This window comes from Methylobacterium sp. 1030, assembly GCF_040544715.1.
Classification (GTDB): Bacteria; Pseudomonadota; Alphaproteobacteria; order Rhizobiales; family Beijerinckiaceae; genus Methylobacterium.
Map to the genome: position 1 here is coordinate 77,606 of NZ_JBEPKM010000001.1, position 21,628 is coordinate 99,233.

General features: G+C 70.5%; 16 protein-coding genes. 6 read left to right on the forward strand and 10 right to left on the reverse strand.

Annotated features, from left to right (window positions below; all coding sequences use genetic code 11):
• Positions 1 to 145 precede the first annotated feature (145 nt).
• Positions 146 to 3,310 carry a double-strand break repair protein AddB gene (addB, locus tag ABIC30_RS00315; protein ID WP_020090798.1) on the reverse strand — a complete coding sequence of 1,055 codons (3,165 nt, stop codon included), beginning with the start codon at positions 3,308 to 3,310 and terminating at the stop codon, positions 146 to 148.
• A gap of 117 nt (positions 3,311 to 3,427) precedes the next feature.
• Complete coding sequence (gene tcuA, locus ABIC30_RS00320) at positions 3,428 to 4,924, reverse strand: FAD-dependent tricarballylate dehydrogenase TcuA (RefSeq protein WP_354453598.1); 1,497 nt, start codon at positions 4,922 to 4,924, stop codon at positions 3,428 to 3,430.
• Between the two features lie 116 nt (positions 4,925 to 5,040).
• Between tcuA and ABIC30_RS00325 the strand changes: the two genes are divergently transcribed.
• On the forward strand, positions 5,041 to 5,694 hold the full coding sequence (locus tag ABIC30_RS00325) for a GntR family transcriptional regulator (protein WP_020090800.1): 654 nt from the start codon (positions 5,041 to 5,043) through the stop codon (positions 5,692 to 5,694).
• Between the two features lie 13 nt (positions 5,695 to 5,707).
• Here ABIC30_RS00325 and ABIC30_RS00330 read toward each other — a convergent pair whose 3' ends face one another.
• The 8 genes from ABIC30_RS00330 to ABIC30_RS00365 form a co-directional block, all read right to left on the reverse strand.
• Entirely contained in the window at positions 5,708 to 7,015 is a 1,308-nt protein-coding gene (locus ABIC30_RS00330; RefSeq protein ID WP_020090801.1) for an MFS transporter, read from the reverse strand.
• Positions 7,016 to 7,039: 24 nt separating this feature from the next.
• Positions 7,040 to 8,416, reverse strand: coding sequence for a 2-hydroxycarboxylate transporter family protein (locus ABIC30_RS00335; RefSeq protein ID WP_020090802.1), 1,377 nt, complete (start codon positions 8,414 to 8,416; stop codon positions 7,040 to 7,042).
• A 308-nt stretch (positions 8,417 to 8,724) separates the two neighbouring features.
• The gene (locus ABIC30_RS00340) at positions 8,725 to 10,320 is read right to left on the reverse strand and encodes a porin (protein ID WP_354453601.1); all 1,596 of its coding nucleotides are present in this window, start codon (positions 10,318 to 10,320) and stop codon (positions 8,725 to 8,727) included.
• Between the two features lie 873 nt (positions 10,321 to 11,193).
• Positions 11,194 to 12,843: a porin gene (locus ABIC30_RS00345; protein ID WP_354453603.1), complete on the reverse strand. Its 1,650-nt coding sequence runs from the start codon at positions 12,841 to 12,843 to the stop codon at positions 11,194 to 11,196.
• Positions 12,844 to 13,227: 384 nt separating this feature from the next.
• Entirely contained in the window at positions 13,228 to 13,917 is a 690-nt protein-coding gene (locus ABIC30_RS00350; RefSeq protein ID WP_234081957.1) for a metal ABC transporter permease, read from the reverse strand.
• A gap of 121 nt (positions 13,918 to 14,038) precedes the next feature.
• Entirely contained in the window at positions 14,039 to 14,362 is a 324-nt protein-coding gene (locus ABIC30_RS00355; RefSeq protein ID WP_026604652.1) for a winged helix-turn-helix domain-containing protein, read from the reverse strand.
• Positions 14,363 to 14,424: 62 nt separating this feature from the next.
• Entirely contained in the window at positions 14,425 to 15,033 is a 609-nt protein-coding gene (locus ABIC30_RS00360; RefSeq protein WP_020090807.1) for a HupE/UreJ family protein, read from the reverse strand.
• Between the two features lie 112 nt (positions 15,034 to 15,145).
• The gene (locus ABIC30_RS00365; protein WP_106735895.1) at positions 15,146 to 15,685 is read right to left on the reverse strand and encodes a PilZ domain-containing protein; all 540 of its coding nucleotides are present in this window, start codon (positions 15,683 to 15,685) and stop codon (positions 15,146 to 15,148) included.
• A gap of 392 nt (positions 15,686 to 16,077) precedes the next feature.
• Here ABIC30_RS00365 and ABIC30_RS00370 point away from each other — a divergent pair, with 392 nt between their 5' ends.
• Genes ABIC30_RS00370 through ABIC30_RS00390 form a run of 5 tightly spaced genes read left to right on the forward strand, consistent with a single transcriptional unit; the run spans position 16,078 to position 21,380 of the window.
• Complete coding sequence (locus tag ABIC30_RS00370) at positions 16,078 to 17,565, forward strand: ABC transporter substrate-binding protein (RefSeq protein ID WP_042671929.1); 1,488 nt, start codon at positions 16,078 to 16,080, stop codon at positions 17,563 to 17,565.
• On the forward strand, positions 17,565 to 18,509 hold the full coding sequence (locus ABIC30_RS00375; RefSeq protein WP_354453606.1) for an ABC transporter permease: 945 nt from the start codon (positions 17,565 to 17,567) through the stop codon (positions 18,507 to 18,509). The genes ABIC30_RS00370 and ABIC30_RS00375 overlap by 1 nt, the downstream gene beginning before the upstream one ends.
• Positions 18,506 to 19,435, forward strand: coding sequence for an ABC transporter permease (locus tag ABIC30_RS00380; protein ID WP_020090811.1), 930 nt, complete (start codon positions 18,506 to 18,508; stop codon positions 19,433 to 19,435). The genes ABIC30_RS00375 and ABIC30_RS00380 overlap by 4 nt, the downstream gene beginning before the upstream one ends.
• Positions 19,432 to 20,460 carry an ABC transporter ATP-binding protein gene (locus ABIC30_RS00385; protein WP_020090812.1) on the forward strand — a complete coding sequence of 343 codons (1,029 nt, stop codon included), beginning with the start codon at positions 19,432 to 19,434 and terminating at the stop codon, positions 20,458 to 20,460. Before ABIC30_RS00380 ends, ABIC30_RS00385 begins: the two co-directional genes overlap by 4 nt.
• A complete protein-coding gene (locus tag ABIC30_RS00390) occupies positions 20,457 to 21,380 on the forward strand; it encodes an ABC transporter ATP-binding protein (protein ID WP_020090813.1) in 924 nt (307 codons plus the stop codon). Before ABIC30_RS00385 ends, ABIC30_RS00390 begins: the two co-directional genes overlap by 4 nt.
• Positions 21,381 to 21,628: the final 248 nt, after the last annotated feature.

Below are 21,628 nucleotides of genomic sequence, written 5' to 3' on the forward strand. Positions count from 1 at the left end.
GAGGACGCGCCTCCCACCGGGTCACCTCATCCTCAAGTGCGGCGCAGTCGCCTCGAAGAAGTCCCCCGGAACCGCGGCGATATCGGGAGGCTTCCTCGAGACCTCCGCTGCGCTTCGGCACCTCAGGATGAGGGCCCGGGCGGGGTCACTCCCCGCCCTCGTCCCCGGCGAGCGACCACTCGAGCACCCGGGCGAGGTGGTCGTAGGCGCCGTACCGGCTGGCATATTGCGGGTAGGGCCGCGCCGTGTAGGCCGCCTCGCCGGTCATGAACCGGGCCACCAGCCCCCGGAGCCGCGCGGCGTGCTCGGCCACGATCGCCTCCACGCCGCGCTCCTCGCCCCGGGGCGGCTTCACCGGGATCGGGACGAAGGGCTTCCGGCCGCCCGAGGCGTGGACGTAGAGCAGGTCCGGCGTCGTCGTCACGGCCGGCAGATCCGCGAAGGCGCCGTGCATCAGCATCGCCGCCTCCAGGGTGAGCTGCGGCGAGAACCCGGAGAAGATCATCTTGCCCGAGGGCGGCGTCCCGGTCTTGTAATCGACGATGCAGGCGGTGCCGTCCGGCCGCAGCTCGATCCGGTCGGCCCGGGCGCGCAGCGTGAAGGTCTCGCGCCCCATCGGGATCGCCCAGCGCCCGGAGACCTCCGGGTAGACCCGGGTCAGGCCGGGCCGGCGCCGCGCCTCCCAGTCCAGATAGGCCGAAGCCATGCGTTCGTAGCGCGGCCACCACTCGGCGTAGAGGTTCGGGTACTCCGCCTCGATGTCGCCGAAGGCGTTCACCGCGAAGTTCAGCAGCCGCTCCGCGAAGTCCGGCGGCAGGTCCTTGGGATGGCGACTGGCGAATTCCGCGAAGACGTCGTGCACCAGGGAGCCGCGGGTGGCGACGCCCGGCGCCGCCGCCAGCGGATCGAGCGGGTCCAGTCCGAGCACGTGGCGGGCGAAGATGCTGTAGGGATCGCGCACCAGCGTCTCGATCTCGGTGACGCTGAGCGAGCGCGGGAACAGCGCCGGGTCCGGCTTCGGCGCGGGGCGCTTCAGCCGCGGCTCCGGCGGCGCCGCGTCGAGCCGCGCGGCGAGGCCCGCGAGCCGGCGCCCCGCGTGCAGGACGGCGTCCCAGCGGGCGTCGCCCGAGAGCGCGCGCAGGCGCTGGATCAGGCGCGACGGCACGGTCGGGGCGCCCTCCCGCTTCAGCGCGCGGGTGATCACCGCGTCGCGGCAGCCGAGCGCCTGCACGAAGTCGTGGGCCATCTGCCCGATCCGCCGCTCGGGCGGGTTGAGGCCGACCCGCTCGCGCATCGGCCGGTTGAGGAACGAGTCGGTCAGCGTGCGCACCGGCCAGACGCCCTCGTCCAGCCCGCCGAGCACCACGCGATCCACCGACAGGAGGCGCGCCTCCAGCAACCCGAGGATGCGCAGGCGCGGATGCGGCGCGTCGCCCGAGCAGGCGACTTTGCGCTCCCGGGCGAGCGACGTGAAGAAGGTGGCGTAGTCGTCGAACCGCCCCGGCATCAGGCCGGGCTCCGCCATCTCCAGGTCGTCGAACAGGGCGTCGAGGCAGGACAGGGATCCGTCCGTCTCGACCGGGGGACCGTCCTCCGGCCCGGCGATCAGCCGGTCGCACGCCTCACGGTGACCCGCGGCGGTGGTGACGAGGTCGCATTCCCCCGCCCCGTCCGGTCCCGGGAAATCCCGGAACACCAGATCGAGCCGGTCCAGCAGGTTCGCGGCCAGCTCCCAGTCGACGTCCTTCAGGCGGCGTTTGGCCCGGGGCCGGTGCTCGGGCGGCCCGGCGCGCTCGGCGGCGAGGGCCTTGCGCAGGCCGTCGAAGCCCGGGGCCGGGACCGGACCGCGCAGCAATCCGATCTCCAGGGCGGCCGCGCCCCGGACCACGTCGGGACGCGGCAGACCGAGATGGACCATCGGATGGGAGAGCAGCGCGATCAGCCGGGCCGGGATCGCGTCGGCCTGATCGCGGGCGAGGTCGGCGGCGAGTTCCGCCGCGAGCCGGGCGAGCCGCCCGGCCGGGCTCACGGCCAGGGACAGCCCGGCGGAATCCTCGGCCACGATGCCCCAGCGCAGCAGCTCGACGGCGACCCGGCCGGCGAGCCCGCGGTCGGGCGTGATGAGCGCCGCAGTCGCACCGGGGGTCTGCAGGGTCTCGCGCAGCGCCAGCGCCGCGACCAGCGCCTCCTCGCGCTCGTCGGCCGCTTCGGCGAGCGCGAGCCCCTCGAGGCCGAGGCGGGCGACGGTGTCGCGCTCGGCCGGGTCGAGGGCGGCCCACGCGTCGGTGGTATCGGCCGGCCGCAGGGCCTGCGACAGGAGCGCGGCTCGCGCCGCCTGGCCGGGGTCGGGCTCGCCGAGGGCGACGACCTCGGCGCGGTCGAGGTTGAGGTTCTCCGGTCCGAGCAACCGGTGCAGCACCGCCTGCGGATGGCCGTGCGCGATCACGCGGGAAAAACCCTCGCCGGTGTCGATGCCGTCCCAGCCGGCCGCGTCGAGGTCGAGATCGAGCCCGGGCAGGACCACGGCGCCGTGGGGCAGCTTGGCCACGGCGGCGATGAGCCGGGCCGTGGCGGGGACGGAGCCCAGCGAGCCGGCGACGATCACCGGGTCCAGCGTCGCGCCGCGCGACAGGCGCCGCTCCTCGGCGAGCACGAGCCCGCGGGCGCGGGCGACCGGATCGGCGAGGCCCCGCTCGGCCAGGAGCTTCGGCCAGTTCTCGGCGGCGATCTTCACGAAGTCGAGGGTCAGGCCGAAGTAGCGGGAATACTCGGCCTCGACGGCCGCGCCGATCTCCGACCAGGGCAGGCCCTCGACGGTGAGCGCGTCCATCAGGCGCTCGAGATCGCCGGCGAGCCCGACCGCGTCGGCGGGGGAGGACGGCACCAGGAACGGCACCTCGGCGTCCAGCGGCAGCAGCGTCCGGTCGACGGTCCTGGCCCAGGCCTGGACGAGGCGGGCCAGGATCAGCCGGCGCTCCAGCGGCGGCATCGGGATGCTCAGGGGATCGGCGTTCTCCTCCAGCAGCGGCTCGGCGGCGAGGTCGAGCTCGGCCTCGTCGGCCTCGCCGAGCGGCACCATCCGCGGCAGCAGCGTCGCCTGGCCGGGCGCGTCCCGGCCGAGCCTCTCGGCCAGGATCGCGCCGAGCGCCCGGGCCGCGCGGCGGGTCGGCAGGTAGATCGTGACGGAGGCGCGCGCCAGCGGATCGTCCGCCACCGGCCCGACGAGGCGGCCGGAGAGCAGCGCCTCGGCGAGCGTCGGCAGGAACGGGACGCCGCGGGAGATGGTGAAAACGGCCTGTCGGGCGGGCATGGCTGGGCTTCTACGCCCGCGCCGGGGCGGCGGACAGGGGACGATGGGCCGCTGGGGAACGATCGCGCGGCTTCCCTCCCCGCATCGGAGGAGTTCGGTCGCGCTCCGCCGCTGACCTCAGCCCTTCGCCCTCGCGGCGGCGCCGTAGCCGGCGCGGCGGCCGAACACGACGCCGGAGGTCAGCCCCGAGCCGCCGGGATAGCCGTTGAAGAACACGCCACCGACCATCTCGCCGCAGGCGTAGAGGCCGGGAATCGCGCCGCCGTCCGCGCGCTTCACGCCGCCGTCGTCGCCGACCTCGACGCCGCCGTAGGTGAAGGTGATGCCGCCCGTGACCGGGTAGGCCTTGAACGGCCCGGTCTCGATCCTCTGCGCCCAGTTCGACTTCGGCAGGGCGAGCCCCTTCGTGCCGCGCCCGTCCTTCACGGTCGGGTCGAAGGGCACGCTCTCGTCCACGGCGGCGTTGAACGCCGCGATGGTCCGCCGCGCCGCCGCGCGGTCGATGCCCTCGAGCTTGTCGAGGAGCCCGTCCAGGGTGTCGGCCTCGACGAAGTGCGCGTCGTGGAACCGGTACTCGCTGTAGAGCAGGTGATCGACCTTGGCGTCGAAGATCTGCCACGCCACGTGCCCGGGCTGCTCCATGATCGAGCGGCCGAACTGGGCGTAGGTGTAGTTGCGGAAATTCTTGCCCTCGTCGACGAACCGCTCGCCGTCCGCGTTCAGCATGAGGCCCAGGAAGTAACAGATCTTCCGGTAGTGCTTGCGCTCGCCGTGCGGCAGCTCGAGGTTGCCGTAATCGGGGGTGTGCAGGTCCATCGGCGTGGCGTGGCAGCCACCGTAGAAGCCGTGGGCCTTCGCGCCGAGGTCGAGCGCCATCTGCAGCCCGTCGCCCTGGTTGTGGGGTGTGCCGCGCACCCGGGCCTTGTCCCAGCCCTCGCCGATGAAGCGTGTCCGGAGGGCGGCGTTCGCCTCGAAGCCGCCGCAGGCCAGCACCACGGACGTCGCCCGGACCGGACCCTGCGGCGTCTCCACGCCGACGACGCGCCCGTCCTCCACGATCAGGCCCCGGGCCGGGCAGCCGTAGCGGATCTCGCCGCCGGCCCGGGTGAAGGCCTCCAGCTCGGCCCGGGCGAGGCCGAAGCCCTCGTCGTGGGTGGCGAGCGTCAGGCCGCCCCAGAACACGAAGCGCCCGTCCTTCTCGAACGACTGACGGGAGTAGATCGGCTCGAACTTCACCCCCTGCGTCGCCAGCCAGCGCAGGGCCGCGCCGCTCTCGTCGATCAGGATGCGCTGCTCGCGCGAGAGCGGCCGCCCGTCGTTGAAGCCGAGCAGGTCCGCCTCGAATTTCTGTGCCGTGTAGGCACCGAAATCGGTCCGCGGCAGGCGCGGGTCCTCGGGATCGACCAGCAGCGGGATCAGGTCGTCGTTGCCCGCGTAGACGAAGCGCATGGCCCCGGCCGTGTAGGCGGTGTTGCCGCCGGCGAGGTCCCGCTCGGCCTTCTCGATCATCAGCACCGAGGCGCCGCGATCCAGGGCGGCGAGACCGGCGCTCATGGCGGCGTTGCCCGAGCCGACCACCACCACATCCCACGGCGCATCGTCCGGACGCTGCATGCCTGCCTCCTCTCCAGTGGCTGATCTCAGCGCATTGTATACGTCTGCATGCAATTTCTCGCAAGCGTTTCAGGCGTCACGGTTTCGCGCTATGGCCGAGCCGAGGAGAGCCGGACATGAAGGCCAGCGAAGCGGAGCGCTCCAGCGGCGCCGGCGCCTACGAGCGGCTGCTGCGGGCGATCGAGGAGGGCGAGCTCGCCCCCGGCAGCCGCCTGCGCGAGGCGGAGCTTGCCGAGCGGTTCCAGATCAGCCGCACGCCGGTCCGCGAGGCGCTCGGCCGGCTGGAGGCGCAGGGACTCGTCGCCCACGAGCCGCACCGGGGCGCCAGCGTGGCGCAGCTCGACTACGGGCAGGTGAGCGAGCTCTACGACCTGCGCGAGGTGCTGGAGGGGACGGCCGCGCGCCTCGCGGCGATCCACGCCAGCACGGTCGAGACCGAGATCCTGGAGGAGATGGTCGCCCGGGACCGGACGCTGCTCGGCGACGCGCCCTCGCTGGCACGGACCAACCGGCTGTTTCACCGCCAGATCCACGGGGCGGCGCGCAACCGCTTCCTGCAGGGCACGCTGGAGACGATGCGCCTGTCGCTGGTGCTGCTCCCGGGCGCCACCACGCTGGCGGCGCCCGACCGCGCCGCGGAATCGCTCGCCGAGCACGCCGCGATCGTGGCGGCGATCCGGGCCCACGACGGGGATGCCGCCGAGGCCGCGGCCCGGGCCCATATCCGCGCCGCCTTCAAGGCGCGGATCCGGATCTGGCAGGAGAGCTGACCGACCCCGGCCCTCAGGCGTGGGCCGGCACGCGCTCCAGACCGGGCCGGACGCGGAACAGCGCGAGCGTCGCGACGATGCCGCAGGCGGCTGCCGCCATCAGCCAGTAGCTCGGCGCCGCCCGGTCGCCGGTCTTCTCGATCAGGAAGGTCGAGACCATGGGCGTCGCCGTGCCGAACAGCGCGGTGGCGAGGCTGTAGGCCAGCGAGAAGCCGCTGGCGCGGACATGGGCCGGCACGACCTCCGAGAGCGAGACCACCATCGCGCCGTTGTAGACGCCGAAGAAGAACGAGAACCACAGCTCGACAGCGAGCATCTTGCCGAAGGTCGGATCGGCCACGAGCCAGTGCAGCGCCGGGTAGGTCGTCAGCAGCGACAGGGTCGAGATCGTCAGCAGCACCGGCTTGCGGCCGATGGCGTCCGACAGGGCTCCGCCCACGGGCAGCCAGACGAAGTTGGTGATCGCCACGAACAGCGTCACGATCAGGCTGTCGGTCTCGGTGAGCTTGAGGACGTTCTTGCCGAAGGTCGGGGTGTAGACGGTGATCATGTAGAACGTCACCGTCGTCATCGTGGTCAGCATCATGCCGAGCAGCACGATCCGCCAGTTGGCGGCCACCGTGGTCAGGATCTCGCGGGTGGTCGGGTGGCGGGTCCGCTTGGCGAATTCCTGCGTCTCCTGGAGTGACCGCCTGATGAAGAAGATGAACGGCACGATCAGGCAGCCGATGAAGAACGGGATGCGCCAGCCGAAATCGCCGAGCTGCTGCTTGGTCAGGAACGCGTTCAGCCCGTAGCCGATCAGGGCGGCGAACATGATCGCCACCTGCTGGCTCGCCGACTGGAACGACGTGTAGAAGCCGCGCCGGCCCGGCGTGGCGATCTCGAACAGGTAGATCGAGACGCCGCCGATCTCGACGCCCGCCGAGAAGCCCTGCAGCAGGCGCCCGGCCAGCACGATCAGCGGGGCCGCGACCCCGATCGTGTCGTAGCTCGGGCAGAAGGCGATGAGCACCGTGCCGCTCGCCATGATGGCGAGGGTGATGATCAGGCCCTTCCGGCGGCCGATCCGGTCGATATAGGCGCCGAGCACGATCGCTCCGAGCGGCCGCATGAGCGCCCCGAGCCAGAAGGTGCCGAAGGTCAGGAGCAGCTCGGTGGTCTCGTTGCCCGAGGGGAAGAATGCCCGCGCGATGTAGGTGGCGTAGAACCCGAACAGGAAGAAGTCGAACATCTCCAGGAAGTTGCCGCTCGTCGAGCGGAGGATCGCGCCGATCCGCGACTTGAGCGTTGCCCCGACGGCCCCGGGATCACCGGCCATGACGACGTCCTTTCCGGGTGCCCGTCAGGCACCGATCCACTTCATGGCGACGATCGTGCCGGTCACCGTCAGCGCGCCGCCGATGCGGGTGGCGATCTGCGCGAAGGGCATCAGGGCCATGCGGTTCGCCGCCGTGAGGATCGCCACGTCGCCGGTGCCGCCCTGGCCGCTGTGGCAGGCGTTCACGATGGCGGTCTCGATCGGGTACATGCCGAGCCAGCGGCCGACGAAGAAGCCGACCGTCATCAGCGTCACGACGGTCGACACGATCGTGATCAGGTTCACCAGAGTGAAGGCCGCCATCAACTCGTGCCAGGGCGTCAGCGCGACGCCGATGGCGAAGAGCAGCGGGTAGGTCATCGAGACCTGGACGAACTTGTAGACCACGAAGCCGCCGGCCTGGAGATGGGGCGACACCGCGCTGGCGAGCTTCGCTAGGACCGCGAGGAACAGCATCGCCACCGGCGCCGGCAGGCCGACGAGGTGGTGGGCCATGACGCCGAGCAGGTAGAGGGTGATCGCCGTGAGCCCGGCCGCACCGATCGTGGCGGGGTCGATCTGGCCCTTCGCCGCCTCGGCCTTGGCCTGGGCGTCGCTCGACTTGATGCCGTCCGAGTCGGGCTGGAGGCGGCCCTCGCCGGTGAGGTGCGGGTAGCGCTTGCCGACGGAGTTGAGCGTGCCCGACAGGATGATCGCGGTCAGGGAGCCCAGCATCACCGGCGGCAGCACCTGGGCGAAGACCACGCCCTGCTGCATCCCCAGGATCGCCGCGTAGCCGATGGAGAGCGGGATCGCCCCCTCGCCGACGCCGCCCGCCATGATCGGCACGACGATGAAGAAGAAGGTCTTGTAGGGGCCGAGGCCGAGGAGCGTGCCGACCAGCGTGCCCACCAGGGCCGCCGCCACCGAGCCGAGGGCGAGCGGCGCGAAGATCTTGAGGAAGCCCTTGATCAGGACCTCGCGGTCCATCCCGAGGATCGAGCCGACGATGATCGTGGCGATGTAGATGTAGAGGAAGTTGGTGAACTTGGTGAAATCGGTGATCGCCTTGACCATCTGCGGCGGCACCAGGGCGTAGTAGACCAGCGCCGAGGGGATGAAGGTCGCGAAGATCGCCCCGGCGCCGATGTTCTTCAGGATCGGGATCCGCTTGCCGATCTCCGCGCAGGTGAAGCCGCCCATCACCAGCACGGCGATCATGGTCGGCCCGTCGGGCTTGATCTCGCCCTCCTGGACCAGGACGGTGAGGAGGATCGCCAGCACGACGAAGATCGGGAGCGGTATGATGCCGATCTTGAAGTCGATCAGCCGCCACCAGACGTCCGGCCAGAACCGGGCCGCGCGCCCGTCCTCGGCCCGGCCCTCCGCCGGCGACGGGATCGGTGAAACGGTGCTGGTCATGGCGTCCCCCCGGATCTCTGACCGCTCGCGGGCCGCTTCGCCGCGCCCTCGCGACCGCGCGCCGGGCCGCGATCCATCGGGTCGCGCACGATCGGCGGCGATAAAGTGACATCCGGCGTATCAGCGCGGATGAAGGGCGGCAACGCGATCCAGGGAACAAAGGACGCGACCTGTCCCGTCGGCCGGGATTAAGATCCCGTCTCCGTCGTGATCACAGCGCAGAGAATTGGCCAAGCGGCCGACCGGGCCATGACGGCATCGGACGGGGACAGGCGACGGGACTGAGGCCCCGCCGCCGGGATCGTCGATCAGAAGTCGTGCTGGACGCGGAAGCGGACCTGCGAGACCGAGTCCTGCGTCACGGTGCGCGGGACGAACGTGCCGCTGTTGATGCCGGCGACGTTGGCGTAGGCGGTGGGACTCTTGTCGGAGTCGATCGCGCGACCGTGCTTCACGCCGATCTGGGTGTAGAAGGCCTCGACGCCGATATCGAGGTCGCGCACGGGCGACCAGATGATGCTGCCGCCCGCGACGAACTGATAGGTGTCGCGCAGCGCTTGGCTCAACTGGTAGAAGCGGGTTCCGGGCGCGCCGACCGCGTTGGAGCCGAGATTGGCGGCGCCGTTGAAGCTCAGGACGTTGTAGAGCGCGCCCTGTGCGAGGCGCGCGTTGCGGGAGAAGTCCTGTTCTCCGTAGGCGCCGAAGACCGCCGAGCGCCATTCCGGCGTCCAGTAATGCAGGAACGACGCGACCGCCGAGAAGGATTGCGATGTCTGCAACTGGCCGGTGAAGGGGTTGACCGTCGCGTCCGAGAAGCTCTGGTAGATCTTCTGGCCCTGGAAGCCGTTGTTGAGCTGCGTGTAGCAGCCGGTGAAGGCGCAGTATCCCGTATACATCTGCGCGCCGTCGGCGTAGGCGCTCTGGAGATAGAGGGCGTCCCCCGGCGCGACGAAGGGGGCGTTGATCTTCAGGCCGCCCTGCACCGCCCAGCCCTCGACGCTCCTGGTGTGCGCGACGCTGACATTGGCGCCCGCCGCGGGCGTCGCCGCGATGTTGCCGACGTTCAGCTCGTGAACCGCGGCGGAGACCTGCGCCGAGCCCCAGCCCTGATCGACGCGCAGGACGCCGACGACATCGGGCAGCCGCTCGCGCTGGATGCTGTCGACGCCGCTGACCCCGATCGGTGCGCCTCTGAAGTAGCCGACGAAGACCGGGCTGACCGGCGACGCGGTGCCGGCCGGCGCGTAGATCGGGCTGCGCCGGAAGACCGGGTCCTCGACCGACAGCGTGGCCGACAGCCCGGCGCCGGCCGTCACCGTGTAGGCGAGGAGGTTGGTGGAGGAGACGTCCGAGCCCGCGGTCGCGCCGTAGATCTCGAAGTCGTGGGCGTAGAAGTCGAAGAACGACGAGGCGCGACCGGCGGTCAGGCCGGCGAACTGGATGAACGCCTTATCGACGTTCATGAACTGCTGCGCATGCCCGGCCTGGTCGACGCCGGTGGCGTCGTAGGCCTGCCCGATGCGCGCCTGCGTCCCCGAGCGCGCGTAGCCGGTGCGGGATCCCGCATCGAGGCGGACGAAGGCGCGCAGGGTGCCGTAAGCGGTCTGCGTGCGGGCATCGAGGTTGATGCGCAGACGCGCCTGATAGCCCGCGCTGTCGCCGGCGTTGGTGCCGGCCTGCCGCGTCGACGCCGTCATGTACCCGCCCTCGTACCGGGCGCGGCCCGAGATGCGCAGGCAGGTGTCGGTGCCGGGGATGTAGAAGAAGCCGGCGCCGTACGCGCCGCAGACGCGGACGTACTCGACCGGGACAGCCTTCTTGACCGGCAGGTCGGCGGCGTGCGCAGCGCCCGTTGTCGCGAACGCGGCGGCAGTCGCCAGCAGCGATGATCTCAGTAATGTCATCGATGTCTCCGGAATTTCAAGCTCAATTCTCGCAAACGGATGAGCGAGACCGGACACACCAAATATAATCCACGATTTGTTCGCAGATCATTGGCATGTTTTCGCTCGCCACGGCGGTTTTGAGGCCCATTTGCCCGGCGACGATGTGCAGCGGCACCACCGCGTGCAACAAAGATTCGGATTTATCTTCAATCTCGCAGATGAACGTTGCGCGTACGCAACAAAATGTTATCCAATAATGCAAAATCGGAGATAATTACTCAGTATATCTATATATTATCAGGTTAGCCGAGCGGATGAAATATTGATAAAATCGGCTCGTTCGAACGACCAGCACCAATCGAGAAGCGATGGCCCGGAAGTCAACTCGGAGCTGTCGTGCGGGCCGTCTCTGACCGGACAGGCGTGGCGGATGCAGTCAGAACCGCCTGGGTGCCCCGCGAACGGCACGCGGTCGCCGGCGAGCGATTCGACGCGCGAATCCTGCCCGTCCGACGCGTCGGCCGGAGGCTCGGCTCATTTGCGGGATGGCACGTGTCGCACGGCGCGGCGGCGTTTGCCCGGCTCGATGGACGCGGCGCGCGCCCGGAAAGCGGGTCCGAACGAACGATGGCGCGCATCGGCGGCGCCCTGCGCGCGGGGCGGCGCATCGCCGGACCCTATCATGGGTCGGTCAACGGACCGGCCGGGAGCGGGCGGGATCGCGGCGCGGAACGCACCGGGTCGCGTGCCGACCGCGCGCTGGCGGCCGGAGGCGTTACGGATCCAGGGCGGCCCGGCACAACGAAAAAGGCCCGGCTGAAGCCGAGCCTTGAGGTTTCTGAAGCACGGGGACCGGCGCGGAGGCCGAGGCCCCGGCGCCGGTGGAGTGGCTTAGAAGTCGCGCTGGACGCGGAAGCGGAAGGTGGACACGCTGTCCGCCGTCGTGGTCCGCGGCACGAAGGTGCCGTTGTTGATGCCGGCGACGTTCGCGTAGGCCGTCGGGGTCTTGTCGCGGTCGATCACGCGGCCGTTCTTGACGCCGATCTGGGTGTAGAAGCCCTCGACACCGATATCGAGATCCTTCACCGGCGACCAGATGATGCTGCCGCCCGCCACGAACTGGTAGGTGTCGCGCAGCGCCTCGCTGAGCTGGAAGAACCGGGTGCCCGGCACGCCGACGGCGTTCACGCCGAAGGAGTTGGCGCCGGCCGGGTTGGCGAGCGCGAAGGCCGCGCCCTGGGCCAGACGGGCACCGCTGCTGTAGCTCATCTCACCGTACGACCCGAAGAAGGCCGAGCGCCACTCCGGCGACCAGTAGTGGAGGTACGAGGCCGTCGCAGTGAAGCTCGTCGACTGCTCGAGTCGGCCCGAGAACGGGTTGATCGTCGCGTCGTTCATGTACTGCGCGAACTTCTGGCCCTGGATGGTGGCCGGGTTCTGCGAGTAGCAGCCGCTGAAGGCGCAGTAGCCGGTGTACATCTGGGCACCGGAGCCGTAGGCGCCCTGCAGGTAGAGGGCGTCGCCCGGCGCGATGAACGGCGTGTTGATCTTCAGGCCGCCTTGGACCGCCCAGCCGTACGAGTTGCTGGTGTGCGGGATGCTGATGTTCGAACCGGTGCCGGTGCCGGCGCCGTTCTGCACGTTGCCGACGTTCAGCTCGTGCACGGCGGCCGAGACCTGAGCCGAACCCCAGGCCTGGTCGAGGCGCAGGGCGCCGACGAAGTCGGGCATGCGCGAGCGCTGGATCGCGTCGACGAAGCTGAACCGGGTCGGCACGCCGCCGGTGTAGCCGATGAACACCTCGGCGGGCGCGGCCGTCTGAGCGAAGTTCTGGATCGTCGCGTTAACGGTGGCGCCGGTCGGGTTGTTGGTCTGCGAGAAGATCGGGCTGCGGCGGAAGACCGGATCTTCGACCGAAATCGTGGCGGACAGGCCGTTGCCGAGCGTGGCCGTGTAGGCGAGCAGGTTGGTCGAGGCGACGTCGGAGCCGAGCGTGGCGCCGGCGAACTCGAAGTCGTGGGCGTAGAAGTCGAAGAACGACGAGGCGCGACCGGCGGTCATGCCGGCGAACTGGATGAAGGCCTTGTCGACGTTCACGAACTGCTGGGCGCGACCGAACTGGTCGATGCCGAGGCCCGGGAAGGCCTGAGCGATACGCTGCTGGGTGCCGGAGGTGCCGACGCCGGAGTAGCCCGTGCGGGATCCGGCATCGAGGCGGACGAAGGCGCGCAGGGTGCCGTAGGCGGTCTGGGTGCGGGCATCGAGGTTGATGCGCATCCGGCCCTGGTAGCCCGACGTGTCGCCGTTGGTGCCCTGGCGCGAGTAGCTGGTCATGTAGCCGCCCTCGAACCGGGCGCGGCCGGAGAGACGCAGGCAAGTGTCGGTGCCGGGGATGTAGAAGAAGCCGGCGCCGTAGGCGCCGCAGACGCGGACGTACTCGATCGGGACCGCCTTCTTGACCGGGAGGTCGGCGGCGTGGGCTGCGCCTACGGCCGCGAACGCAGCAGCAGACCCGAGCAATGAGCTCTTCAAGAGCTTCATAGACATCTCCAAAGCTTCGAGACCCAATGATGCGGACCTGCCCGGTTATCCGGGTCTAGCCGCACGTTCTGTAGGTTTGGCCCGCGTCTTAGGTGGCAGGCTCCTGCGGGCTCTCGCTTGGCGATGCCCCCGTGCACGATCACCATGTGCGAACGGGTTTCCGCGAGCAACGAGGATTCGCGGCTGCCTTGGCAGTTCCAGCGCGATGTTGCGGCCTGGCAACATTCTCGGGGCGCTTTAGTCGGCAACGGTCCGCCGAATGTGCACGAATGCTGTCCTGAGCGGCTGAGCTGCCGCGCCGACGGGCAGCCTTTCGCCCGGCCCCGACCCGGGACCGGGCGGCTCACGCCGTCCCAGCCGATTCGCCGGCGCCGGACGGGCGCCTTACATGGGCGGCGTCAGCCCGTCCTTTCCGACGGCGACGCGCCGCGCCGTGATGCGGCCGTCGTCCCCGCGCGCGGCGATCACGAAGACCTTGGCGCCGGGCGCTACGGCCGCGGCGCTGGCGGGCTCGAAGCTGACGACCGGCGCCTGTGGCGGTACCAGGATCTGCAGCGACTGGCCCTGACCGCAATCGACCGTGAGGGTCCGCTCCGCCCCGCCGCGGCTCGCCTTGACCGTCCCGTTGGTCATCGCGCTCTTCACGCGGGGCGCGTCGGGAGCGGTCGAGCGCACGTCCGCCTTCACGGTTCCGTTGGTCATGGCGCTCCGCACCGACGCCCCGCCCGCGGTGTGGTCGGGGATCATGTCCCAGTCGTAGTGTCCCTCGCCGGTGCCGCGCATCGCCTCGGGGAACAGCACCACCTCCAGGGCCACCGGCGGCTCGCCCTTCGTGGCCGTGCCGATGAAGACCCCGTCCCTGATCGCGTCGAGACTCGACGGGACCACCCAGGAAACCTTGGCGTCGGGGGCGAGCGCCACGGTCTCCGACGCGCCGTCCCGTGTCTTCAGCGTGAAGCCGCCGCCCGCGACCGCCTCGACGGTCCCGCGCAGGCGCTCGACCTTCGGCGCCGCCTGCGCACCGGTGGTGACGGCCAGCAGGCTCATCAGGGCGAGCGTCGTGAGTTTTGCCATGGGGGTTCTCTTCCTGGTGCCGGGATTGTCGCGACCGGCTGGACGTGGGGCGGGATGATGGGACGTCAGCCCACGAGGGCCTGTGACATCGCATCCGGGTTCGCGCCCGTGCCCGGCCCGGTTACGCGTCCCCGGCCTGTCCCAGGCAGATCAGGAACGGCGCGGCCGCAGCCTCCGCGGCCGCCTCGACGGCCCGGTAGCGCCGCACCACGTCGGTGCCGAAGGCCGAGAGGCGCGCGCCCCCGCCGGCCCGGCCACCGGTCTGCGCCTCGACCACGGGGCGACCGAAGCCTCTGTTCATCGCCTCGACCAGCAGCCAGGCCCGGCGGTACGACATGCCCAGCGCGCGGCCGGCGCCCGCGATGGAACCGTGCTCGGCGATCATCTCCAGGAGCCGCACCTTGCCGGGGCCGAGGCGGTGCCCCGGCCCGAGATCGATGCGGATGCTCAGCCGGGGCGCCGCGCCCGCGGCCCGGGCGGGGCTCCGGAGCGGGTCGGGTACGGCGCTCAGGCGGGGAGCGCCAGCAGCGCGAGACCGGCCGCGGCGAGGCCGACACCGAGGGCCGGGGCGGCCCGCGTCGCTCCGATCCGCGACGCCGCGGCGCCGAGTCCGATCCCCGCGGCGTGCAGGAGCGCGGTGGCCGCGAGGAACCCGAGGCCGAAGGACAGGCCGGAGGCGGTCTCGGGCATCTCGGCACCGTGGGCGTAGCCGTGGAACACCGCGAAGACGCCGACCAGGGCAGCCAGCAGGGCCACCGGCGCGCGCAGGCCGACGATGGCGGCGAGGCCGAACACGACGATGGACAGCGCGATCCCGAGCTCGACATGCGGCAGCACCGCGCCGGCCATGCCCAGCCCCGCCCCCACGCTCATCAACGCCAGGAACGACAGGGGCAGCGCCCAGAGCGCCCGTCCGCCGCGCAGGCTGGCGAGGAGGCCGACCGCGACCATCGCGAGAACATGGTCGGCGCCCAGGAGCGGATGGAGGAACCCGGCCTCCGCGCCCGTCGCGGTGCCGTGCCCCGGATGGGCGAAGGCCACCTGGGGCAGCAGGGCGAGTGCGGCCGGCAGGAGCGCGAGGCATGTGGCGGAACGGGCGGAGAGCGGTCGCTTCATCGGTGATCCTTCGCTGGACCCGCGAAGTTGTAGCGCCCTTCCGCCGCCTCTGCGAGGGGCGGGTGGCCGACGATCGCCGCACCGCGGCGGCGCCCGGTTTCGCGGGCGGCCCTCAGAGCGACATCGCCTCGTGGACCGCGGACGGCGCGAACGGCTCCGAGAAGGCGGCCCCGACACCGTGGGTGAAGTGGCGCATCACGGTGGCGGTCTTTCGCCCGACCCGGATCATCGCCCCGATCTCCAGCGCGTGGTCGACGAGCAGGGCGACGCCGGAGGCCGAAACGTTGAGGACGTGTCCCTGGAGGGCCTCGCCCGATGAAGTGGTGATCTGGACGATCTTCTGCTTCGGCACGATCCGACGGTGCGCGCGGATCGGTTCGGGTTGCAGGTCCTGGGCCTTTGCCAGCGTCACGAACTGACGGGCGACGTCAGTGAGAGTCGCGCGTCCACCGCGGACACAGACAACGAACTCCTGACCGGCCACGCGGGCGATGCGGGCCTCGAGCGTGCCGATATGGCGGATGCTGCAGGTGAGATGCTCACCCGGCACCAGGAGCGACGAGGAGCGGAACCGGATGCCCTCGGTCGAGACGTCGGCGGTCACGGCGTAGAAATCGCGACGCCGCTGGTTCCAGCACAACGCGGGCAACATGACGATGTGCCGCCGGACCATCACACCCGCATCATCATAAAGAATACATCGGCGACCTTCTGGGGCCGAAGTTTCTTCTGGCCTGTTCAAGCAATGCGTAAAATTGGACTTATCCCGATCTAAGTCGCACCTCAGATCCGGCGCTCACGAAGCTGTTCGCAGGCCGATCTCGACCTTGGCGCGGTCGCGCCGTCATCGAACGCCGCCGGCCGGCTCGAAACGGCGGCCTCAGAGGCTCGCGGCGCGGATTGAATAAAAGATGCATCCTGATTGTATGGCATGGATGCTGCCTGGGATTGTGCATGCCAAACGGCCGCGCAACACTGCCGGCCGCCTCCGGAACGGACCGGCCGGTCCGCTCCGCTTCTCCCGCCTCCACCCGGATCGGTCTCATGTTGCGTTACGCCGCCTGTCTCCTCGCCGGGCTCGCCCTCACCGGGCCCGCCGCCGCGCAGACCCTGCGCTACGGCATGATGGAGGATCCGGACGCCCTCGACCCGACGCTCGCCCGGACCTTCGCGAGCCGGATGGTGTTCGCCGCGCTCTGCGACAAGCTCGTGGATATCGGGCCCGATCTGAAACCGGTGCCGCAGCTCGCGACCTCCTGGGAACTCTCGCCTGACGAGAAGGCGCTGACCATGCACCTGCGCCCGGGCGTGCTGTTCCACGACGGCGAGAGGCTCGACGCCGCGGCGGCCAAGTTCTCGATCGAGCGCCACATGAAGATGCCGGGCTCGCAGCGCCGCTCGGAGATCGCGCCGATCGACTCCGTGGATGTCGTCGACGACCTGACTTTCCGCATCAACCTGAAGCAGCCGTTCGCGCCGTTGCTCGCGCAGTTCACCGACCGGGCCGGCATGATGGTCTCGCCCAAGGCCGCTGAACGGCTCGGCGACAAGTTCGCCTCCGCGCCGGTCTGCGCCGGTCCGTACAAGTTCGTCGAGCGGGTGCCTCAGGACCGGATCGTGGTTGAGCGTTTCGCCGACTACTGGAACAAGGACGCGATCCACATCCAGCGGATCGAGTTCCGGCCGATCCCTGACGCCACCGTGCGGCTCACCAACCTCCGCGCGGGTCAGCTCGACCTCTTGGAGCGCCTCGCCCCCACCGACGTGGCACAGGTGAAGCGTGACGCCAAGCTGAAGCTCGACTCAACCTACGAGCTCGGCTTCCAAGAGATCCTGTTCAACCCCCACAAGGCCGGTTCGCCGGTCTCCGACCCGAAGGTGCGCGCCGCTTTCGAGGCGGCCATCGACCGCAACGCCATCAATCAGGTGGTCTACAACGGCGAGTTCCTGGCCGGGAACCAGTGGGTCAACCCGAAGAACCCGAACTACGTCGCCGAGTACCCGATCCCGAAGCGGGACGTCGCCAAGGCCAAGGCGCTGCTGGCCGAGGCCGGGAAGCCGAACCCGCAGATCACGCTGACCGTCTACGCCAACAGCGAGTCGCCGCAGGTCGGCCAGGTGATCCAGGCGATGACCAAGGAGGCCGGCTTCGACGTGAAGATCCAGGCCGTGGACTTCACGACCGCGCTCGATGCCGCCGACAAGGGCAACTACGAGGCGCAGCTCTATTCTTGGAGCGGCCGCTCGGACCCGGACGGCAACACGTTCAGCTTCCTGGCCTGCAAGGCGGCGCTGAACTATCCCAAGTACTGCAGCCCGGAAGCCGACGCGGCCCTCCAGGCGGAGCGCGGGACGGTGGATCCGGCCAAGCGCAAGGCTGCCTGGAAGGCCCTGGCCGATCAGGTCCTGAAGGACCGGCCGGGCATCTACATCCTGCACCGCAAGCTGCTCTGGGCCTACAGCCAGAAGATCACGGGTTTCGTGCCCTATCCGGACGGGCTCGTGCGTTTCACCGGCCTGAAGCTCAACTGATGTTGCGCTTTCTCGCCCGACGCCTCGCCTTGGCGGTCCCGACACTGATCCTCGCCTCGATGATCATCTTCGCCCTGCAGCAATTGCTGCCGGGCGACGTCGCCACGGCGCTGACCGGCGAGGAGCGCGACCCGCAGGTGATCGCCTTCATCCGCGAGAAGTACCACCTCGATGAGCCGCTGCCGGTGCGCTACGCCTACTGGGCCAGCGGCGTGCTGCGGGGCGATCTCGGCGAGTCGATCCGGCTGCAGAAGCCGGTCTCCGAACTGATCGTCGAGAAGCTGCCGGTGACGCTCGAACTCGCCTGCCTCGCCATGCTGGTGGCGCTCGCCATCGGCGTGCCCATGGGCGTGCTGTCGGCGGTGAAGCGCGGGCAGGCCGCCGACACGGTCGCCAACGGGATCGCCCTCTGGGGCCTGTCGGTGCCGAATTTCTGGCTCGGGATCCTGCTGATCCTGCTGTTCTCGGTGGAGCTCGGCTGGCTGCCGGCCTCGGGCTATGTCTCACCATTCGAGAGCCTGTCAGAGAACCTCGCCGCCATGGCGATGCCGGCCTTCGTGCTCGGCAACGCCATCGCGGCGGTTATGATGCGCCACACCCGCGCGGCGATGCTCGGCGTGCTCGGCTCCGACTACGTCCGTACCGCGCGCGCCAAGGGCGTCTCGCCGCTGCGGGTCACCCTGCGGCACGCGCTGCCCAACGCCGCGATCCCGATCATCACCCTGGGGGCGCTGGAATTCGGCCAGCTCCTGTCGGGGGCGGTGCTCACCGAGCAGGTCTTCTCCGTGCCGGGCTTCGGCAAGCTGATGGTCGATGCGGTGTTCAACCGGGACTTCGCCACCGTGCAGGGCGTCGTGATCTGCACGGCCGCCACCTACATCGCCCTGAACCTCGCCGCCGACCTGCTCGCGGCGGCCGTGAACCCGAAGCTGAGGCGGGCATGAGCACCGGCAGCGAGATCGCCCGCGCCGAGGCGGTCGGCCTGGAGGCCGCCCCGTCCGGCGCCCCCGCCCACGCCATCCTCCAAGAGCCCGGCACCCTCGCGGCCTTCTGGCGACGCCTGCGCGCGCGCCGGAGCGCGGTCGTGGGCCTCGTCATCGTCGGCCTGCTGGTGCTGATGGCGGTGTTCGCGCCCTGGATCGCTCCCTACGACCCGACAGCCACCGACTGGGGCAACGTCCGCGGGCCCCCGAGCCTCGCGCACCCGTTCGGCGGCGACGAGGTCGGGCGCGACGTGCTCTCACGGATCATCTTCGGCACCCGGGCCTCGCTCGGCGCCGGCCTCGTCTCGGTGGCGCTGGCGGTGTCCCTCGGCCTGCCCCTGGGATTGCTCGCCGGCTACGCGGGTGGCTGGATCGACGGCGCGATCTCCCGGCTCACCGACGCGCTGCTGGCGATACCGTTCCTGATCCTGGCGATCGCGCTCGCCGCCTTCCTGGGCCCGAGCCTCGTCAACGCGATGATCGCGATCGGCCTCTCGGCGACCTCGACCTTCATCCGGCTGACCCGGGCGCAGGTGCGCGCCGTGGCGGCGGAGGAGTTCGTCGAGGCCGCGCGCGCCATGGGCAACCCGCCCTGGCGGATCGCCCGGGTCCACATCCTGCCCAACATCGTCCCGGCGATCCTCGTCCAGGCGACGCTGACCATCGCGGCCGCGATCATCGCGGAGGCGAGCCTGTCGTTCCTCGGCCTCGGTCAGCAGCCGCCCGAGCCGTCCTGGGGGGCGATGCTCAACACCGCCAAGAACTTCATGGACGAGGCGCCCTGGATGGCGATCTGGCCCGGCCTGTCGATCTTCCTCGCGGTACTCGCCTTCAACCTGTTCGGCGACGGCCTGCGGGACGCCCTCGATCCGAGGCAGCGCACATGACGGCCGCGATGACGAAGCCCCTCCTCGACGTCCGCGACCTCGCGGTCGCCTTCGACACCGACGGCGGCGCGGTCCACGCGGTCAACGGCGTGTCCTACACGCTGCACGAGGGCGAGACGCTGGGGATCGTCGGCGAGTCCGGCTCCGGCAAGAGCGTGCACGTGCTGGCCATGCTGGGCCTGATCCCGCGCCCGCCCGGCCGCATCACCGGCGGGCAGGTGCTGTTCGAGGGACGCGACCTCCTCGCCCTGAAGGAGCGGGACCTGCGCAAGATCCGCGGCGGCGCGATCGGCTTCGTGTTCCAGGACCCGATGAGCTCGCTCAACCCCGGCATGACCGTGGCGGCGCAGATCGTCGAGCCGCTGCGCATCCATCTCGGCCTCGACGCCCGCGCGGCCCGCGCCCGGGCCCGGGAGCTGCTCGACCTCGTGCGCATCCCGAACGCGGCCGCGCGCCTCGACCAGTACCCGCACGAGTTCTCCGGCGGCCAGCGCCAGCGCGTGATGATCGCGATCGGCCTGAGCTGCCGGCCGAAGCTTCTGATCGCCGACGAGGCGACCACGGCGCTCGACGTCACCGTCCAGGCCGAGATCGTCGCCCTGGTGCAGGAGCTGAAGCGTGAGCTCGGCATGGCGATCATCTGGATCACCCACGATCTCGGCGTGGTGGCGGGCATCAGCGACACCGTGCAGGTGATGTATGCCGGCCGGATCCTGGAGCGCGGCCCGGTCGACGACATCTTCGCCGATCCCCGCAACGCCTACACGCTCGGCCTGCTGCGGTCCCTGCCGGATCTCTCCGGCGGCCGCGCCGGGCGGCGGCGCCTCCACCAGATCGAGGGCGCGCCGCCGGACATGCGCCATCTCCCGCCGGGCGACCCGTTCGCGCCGCGCAACGCCTTCGCGACGCCGCGCTGCCGGGCCGAGATGCCGCCCCTGGCGCAGGCGCCCGGCGCCGCTCCGGGCCACCTCGTCGCCGCTTGGTACGACTTGCCGAAGCTCCTGGGTGAGGAGGCCGCGCGATGAACGCGTCGCAGCAGCCGGTCGTCTCGGTGCGCGACCTGTCCAAGCATTATCCCCTCCGCTCCTGGTGGGGCGGCAAGGGCGCGGTGTTCCGCGCCGTCGAGGGCGTGAGCTTCGACATCCGCCCCGGCGAGACCCTGGGCCTCGTGGGCGAGTCCGGCTCCGGCAAATCCACAATCGGCCGGGCCGTGACCATGCTCAACCCGCCGACCTCGGGCACGATCGCCTTCGAGGGCACCGACCTCGCCAAGCTCTCGGCGGGCGCCATGCGCAAGATGCGCGCGCGAATCCAGACCGTGTTCCAGGATCCCTACGCGGCCCTCAACCCGCGGATGAGCGCCGGCGAGTACGTCGCGGAGGCGTTCAAGCTGCATCGGCGGGACATGCGCGGCCCGGAGCGGCGGGAGGCGGTTGCCGCCCTGTTCCAGCGGGTCGGGCTCGATCCGCGGTTCATGGGGCGCTACCCGCACCAGTTCTCGGGCGGCCAGCGCCAGCGCATCTGCATCGCCCGGGCGATCGCCCTCAAGCCCAGCTTCATCGTCGCCGACGAGCCGATCGCGGCGCTCGACGTCTCGATCCAGGCGCAGGTGGTGAACCTGCTGCAGGACCTGCAGGACGAGATGGGCCTGTCCTACCTGTTCATCTCGCACGACCTGCGCATGGTGCGCTACCTCTGCCACCGGGTCGCGGTGCTCTGGCGCGGGCGGATCGTCGAGCTCGCCGAGGCCGCCGCGCTCTACGAGGATCCGCGCCACCCCTACACCCGGCGCCTGCTCGCCGCCGTGCCGGTGCCGCACCCGGCCGAGGAGCGGGCGCGCCTTGCCGCGCGCGACCTCACTGGCCACGACCAGCCGCCCGACGGGCCGCTCACCGAGGTGGCGCCTGGGCACTGGGTGGCGCTGCCGAGAGGGCAGCACGCGTGATCGTCCAGGCGATCCTCGATCGGAACAACCGGTCAGCCCGGCCTCCGCCGTCATCACGAGCGCAGCGAAGTGACCCAGGGCAGCGCGAGGTTGCTCAGCGTTGCGCCGACTGGATTGCTTCGCTGCGCTCGCAGAGACGAGGCGGCGAAGCCATCCGTCATGGACGAGGCCGCGCCGTCATCTCCGTCACCGCCTCATCCCGAGGTGGCGATATGCATCGAGCGGTGATTCTTTAAGTCGCCCAGCAG

Bases quoted from the DNA above. Each gene is read 5' to 3' on its own strand.
- ABIC30_RS00345 (WP_354453603.1), bottom strand. From the start codon at position 12,843: ATGAAGCTCTTGAAGAGCTCATTGCTCGGGTCTGCTGCTGCGTTCGCG.
- ABIC30_RS00350 (WP_234081957.1), bottom strand. From the start codon at position 13,917: ATGGCAAAACTCACGACGCTCGCCCTGATGAGCCTGCTGGCCGTCACC.
- ABIC30_RS00390 (WP_020090813.1), top strand. From the start codon at position 20,457: ATGAACGCGTCGCAGCAGCCGGTCGTCTCGGTGCGCGACCTGTCCAAG.
- tcuA (WP_354453598.1), bottom strand. From the start codon at position 4,924: ATGCAGCGTCCGGACGATGCGCCGTGGGATGTGGTGGTGGTCGGCTCG.
- ABIC30_RS00370 (WP_042671929.1), top strand. From the start codon at position 16,078: ATGTTGCGTTACGCCGCCTGTCTCCTCGCCGGGCTCGCCCTCACCGGG.
- ABIC30_RS00330 (WP_020090801.1), bottom strand. From the start codon at position 7,015: ATGGCCGGTGATCCCGGGGCCGTCGGGGCAACGCTCAAGTCGCGGATC.
- ABIC30_RS00340 (WP_354453601.1), bottom strand. From the start codon at position 10,320: ATGACATTACTGAGATCATCGCTGCTGGCGACTGCCGCCGCGTTCGCG.
- ABIC30_RS00360 (WP_020090807.1), bottom strand. From the start codon at position 15,033: ATGAAGCGACCGCTCTCCGCCCGTTCCGCCACATGCCTCGCGCTCCTG.
- ABIC30_RS00375 (WP_354453606.1), top strand. From the start codon at position 17,565: ATGTTGCGCTTTCTCGCCCGACGCCTCGCCTTGGCGGTCCCGACACTG.
- ABIC30_RS00380 (WP_020090811.1), top strand. From the start codon at position 18,506: ATGAGCACCGGCAGCGAGATCGCCCGCGCCGAGGCGGTCGGCCTGGAG.
- ABIC30_RS00335 (WP_020090802.1), bottom strand. From the start codon at position 8,416: ATGACCAGCACCGTTTCACCGATCCCGTCGCCGGCGGAGGGCCGGGCC.
- ABIC30_RS00385 (WP_020090812.1), top strand. From the start codon at position 19,432: ATGACGGCCGCGATGACGAAGCCCCTCCTCGACGTCCGCGACCTCGCG.
- ABIC30_RS00365 (WP_106735895.1), bottom strand. From the start codon at position 15,685: ATGTTGCCCGCGTTGTGCTGGAACCAGCGGCGTCGCGATTTCTACGCC.
- ABIC30_RS00325 (WP_020090800.1), top strand. From the start codon at position 5,041: ATGAAGGCCAGCGAAGCGGAGCGCTCCAGCGGCGCCGGCGCCTACGAG.
- addB (WP_020090798.1), bottom strand. From the start codon at position 3,310: ATGCCCGCCCGACAGGCCGTTTTCACCATCTCCCGCGGCGTCCCGTTC.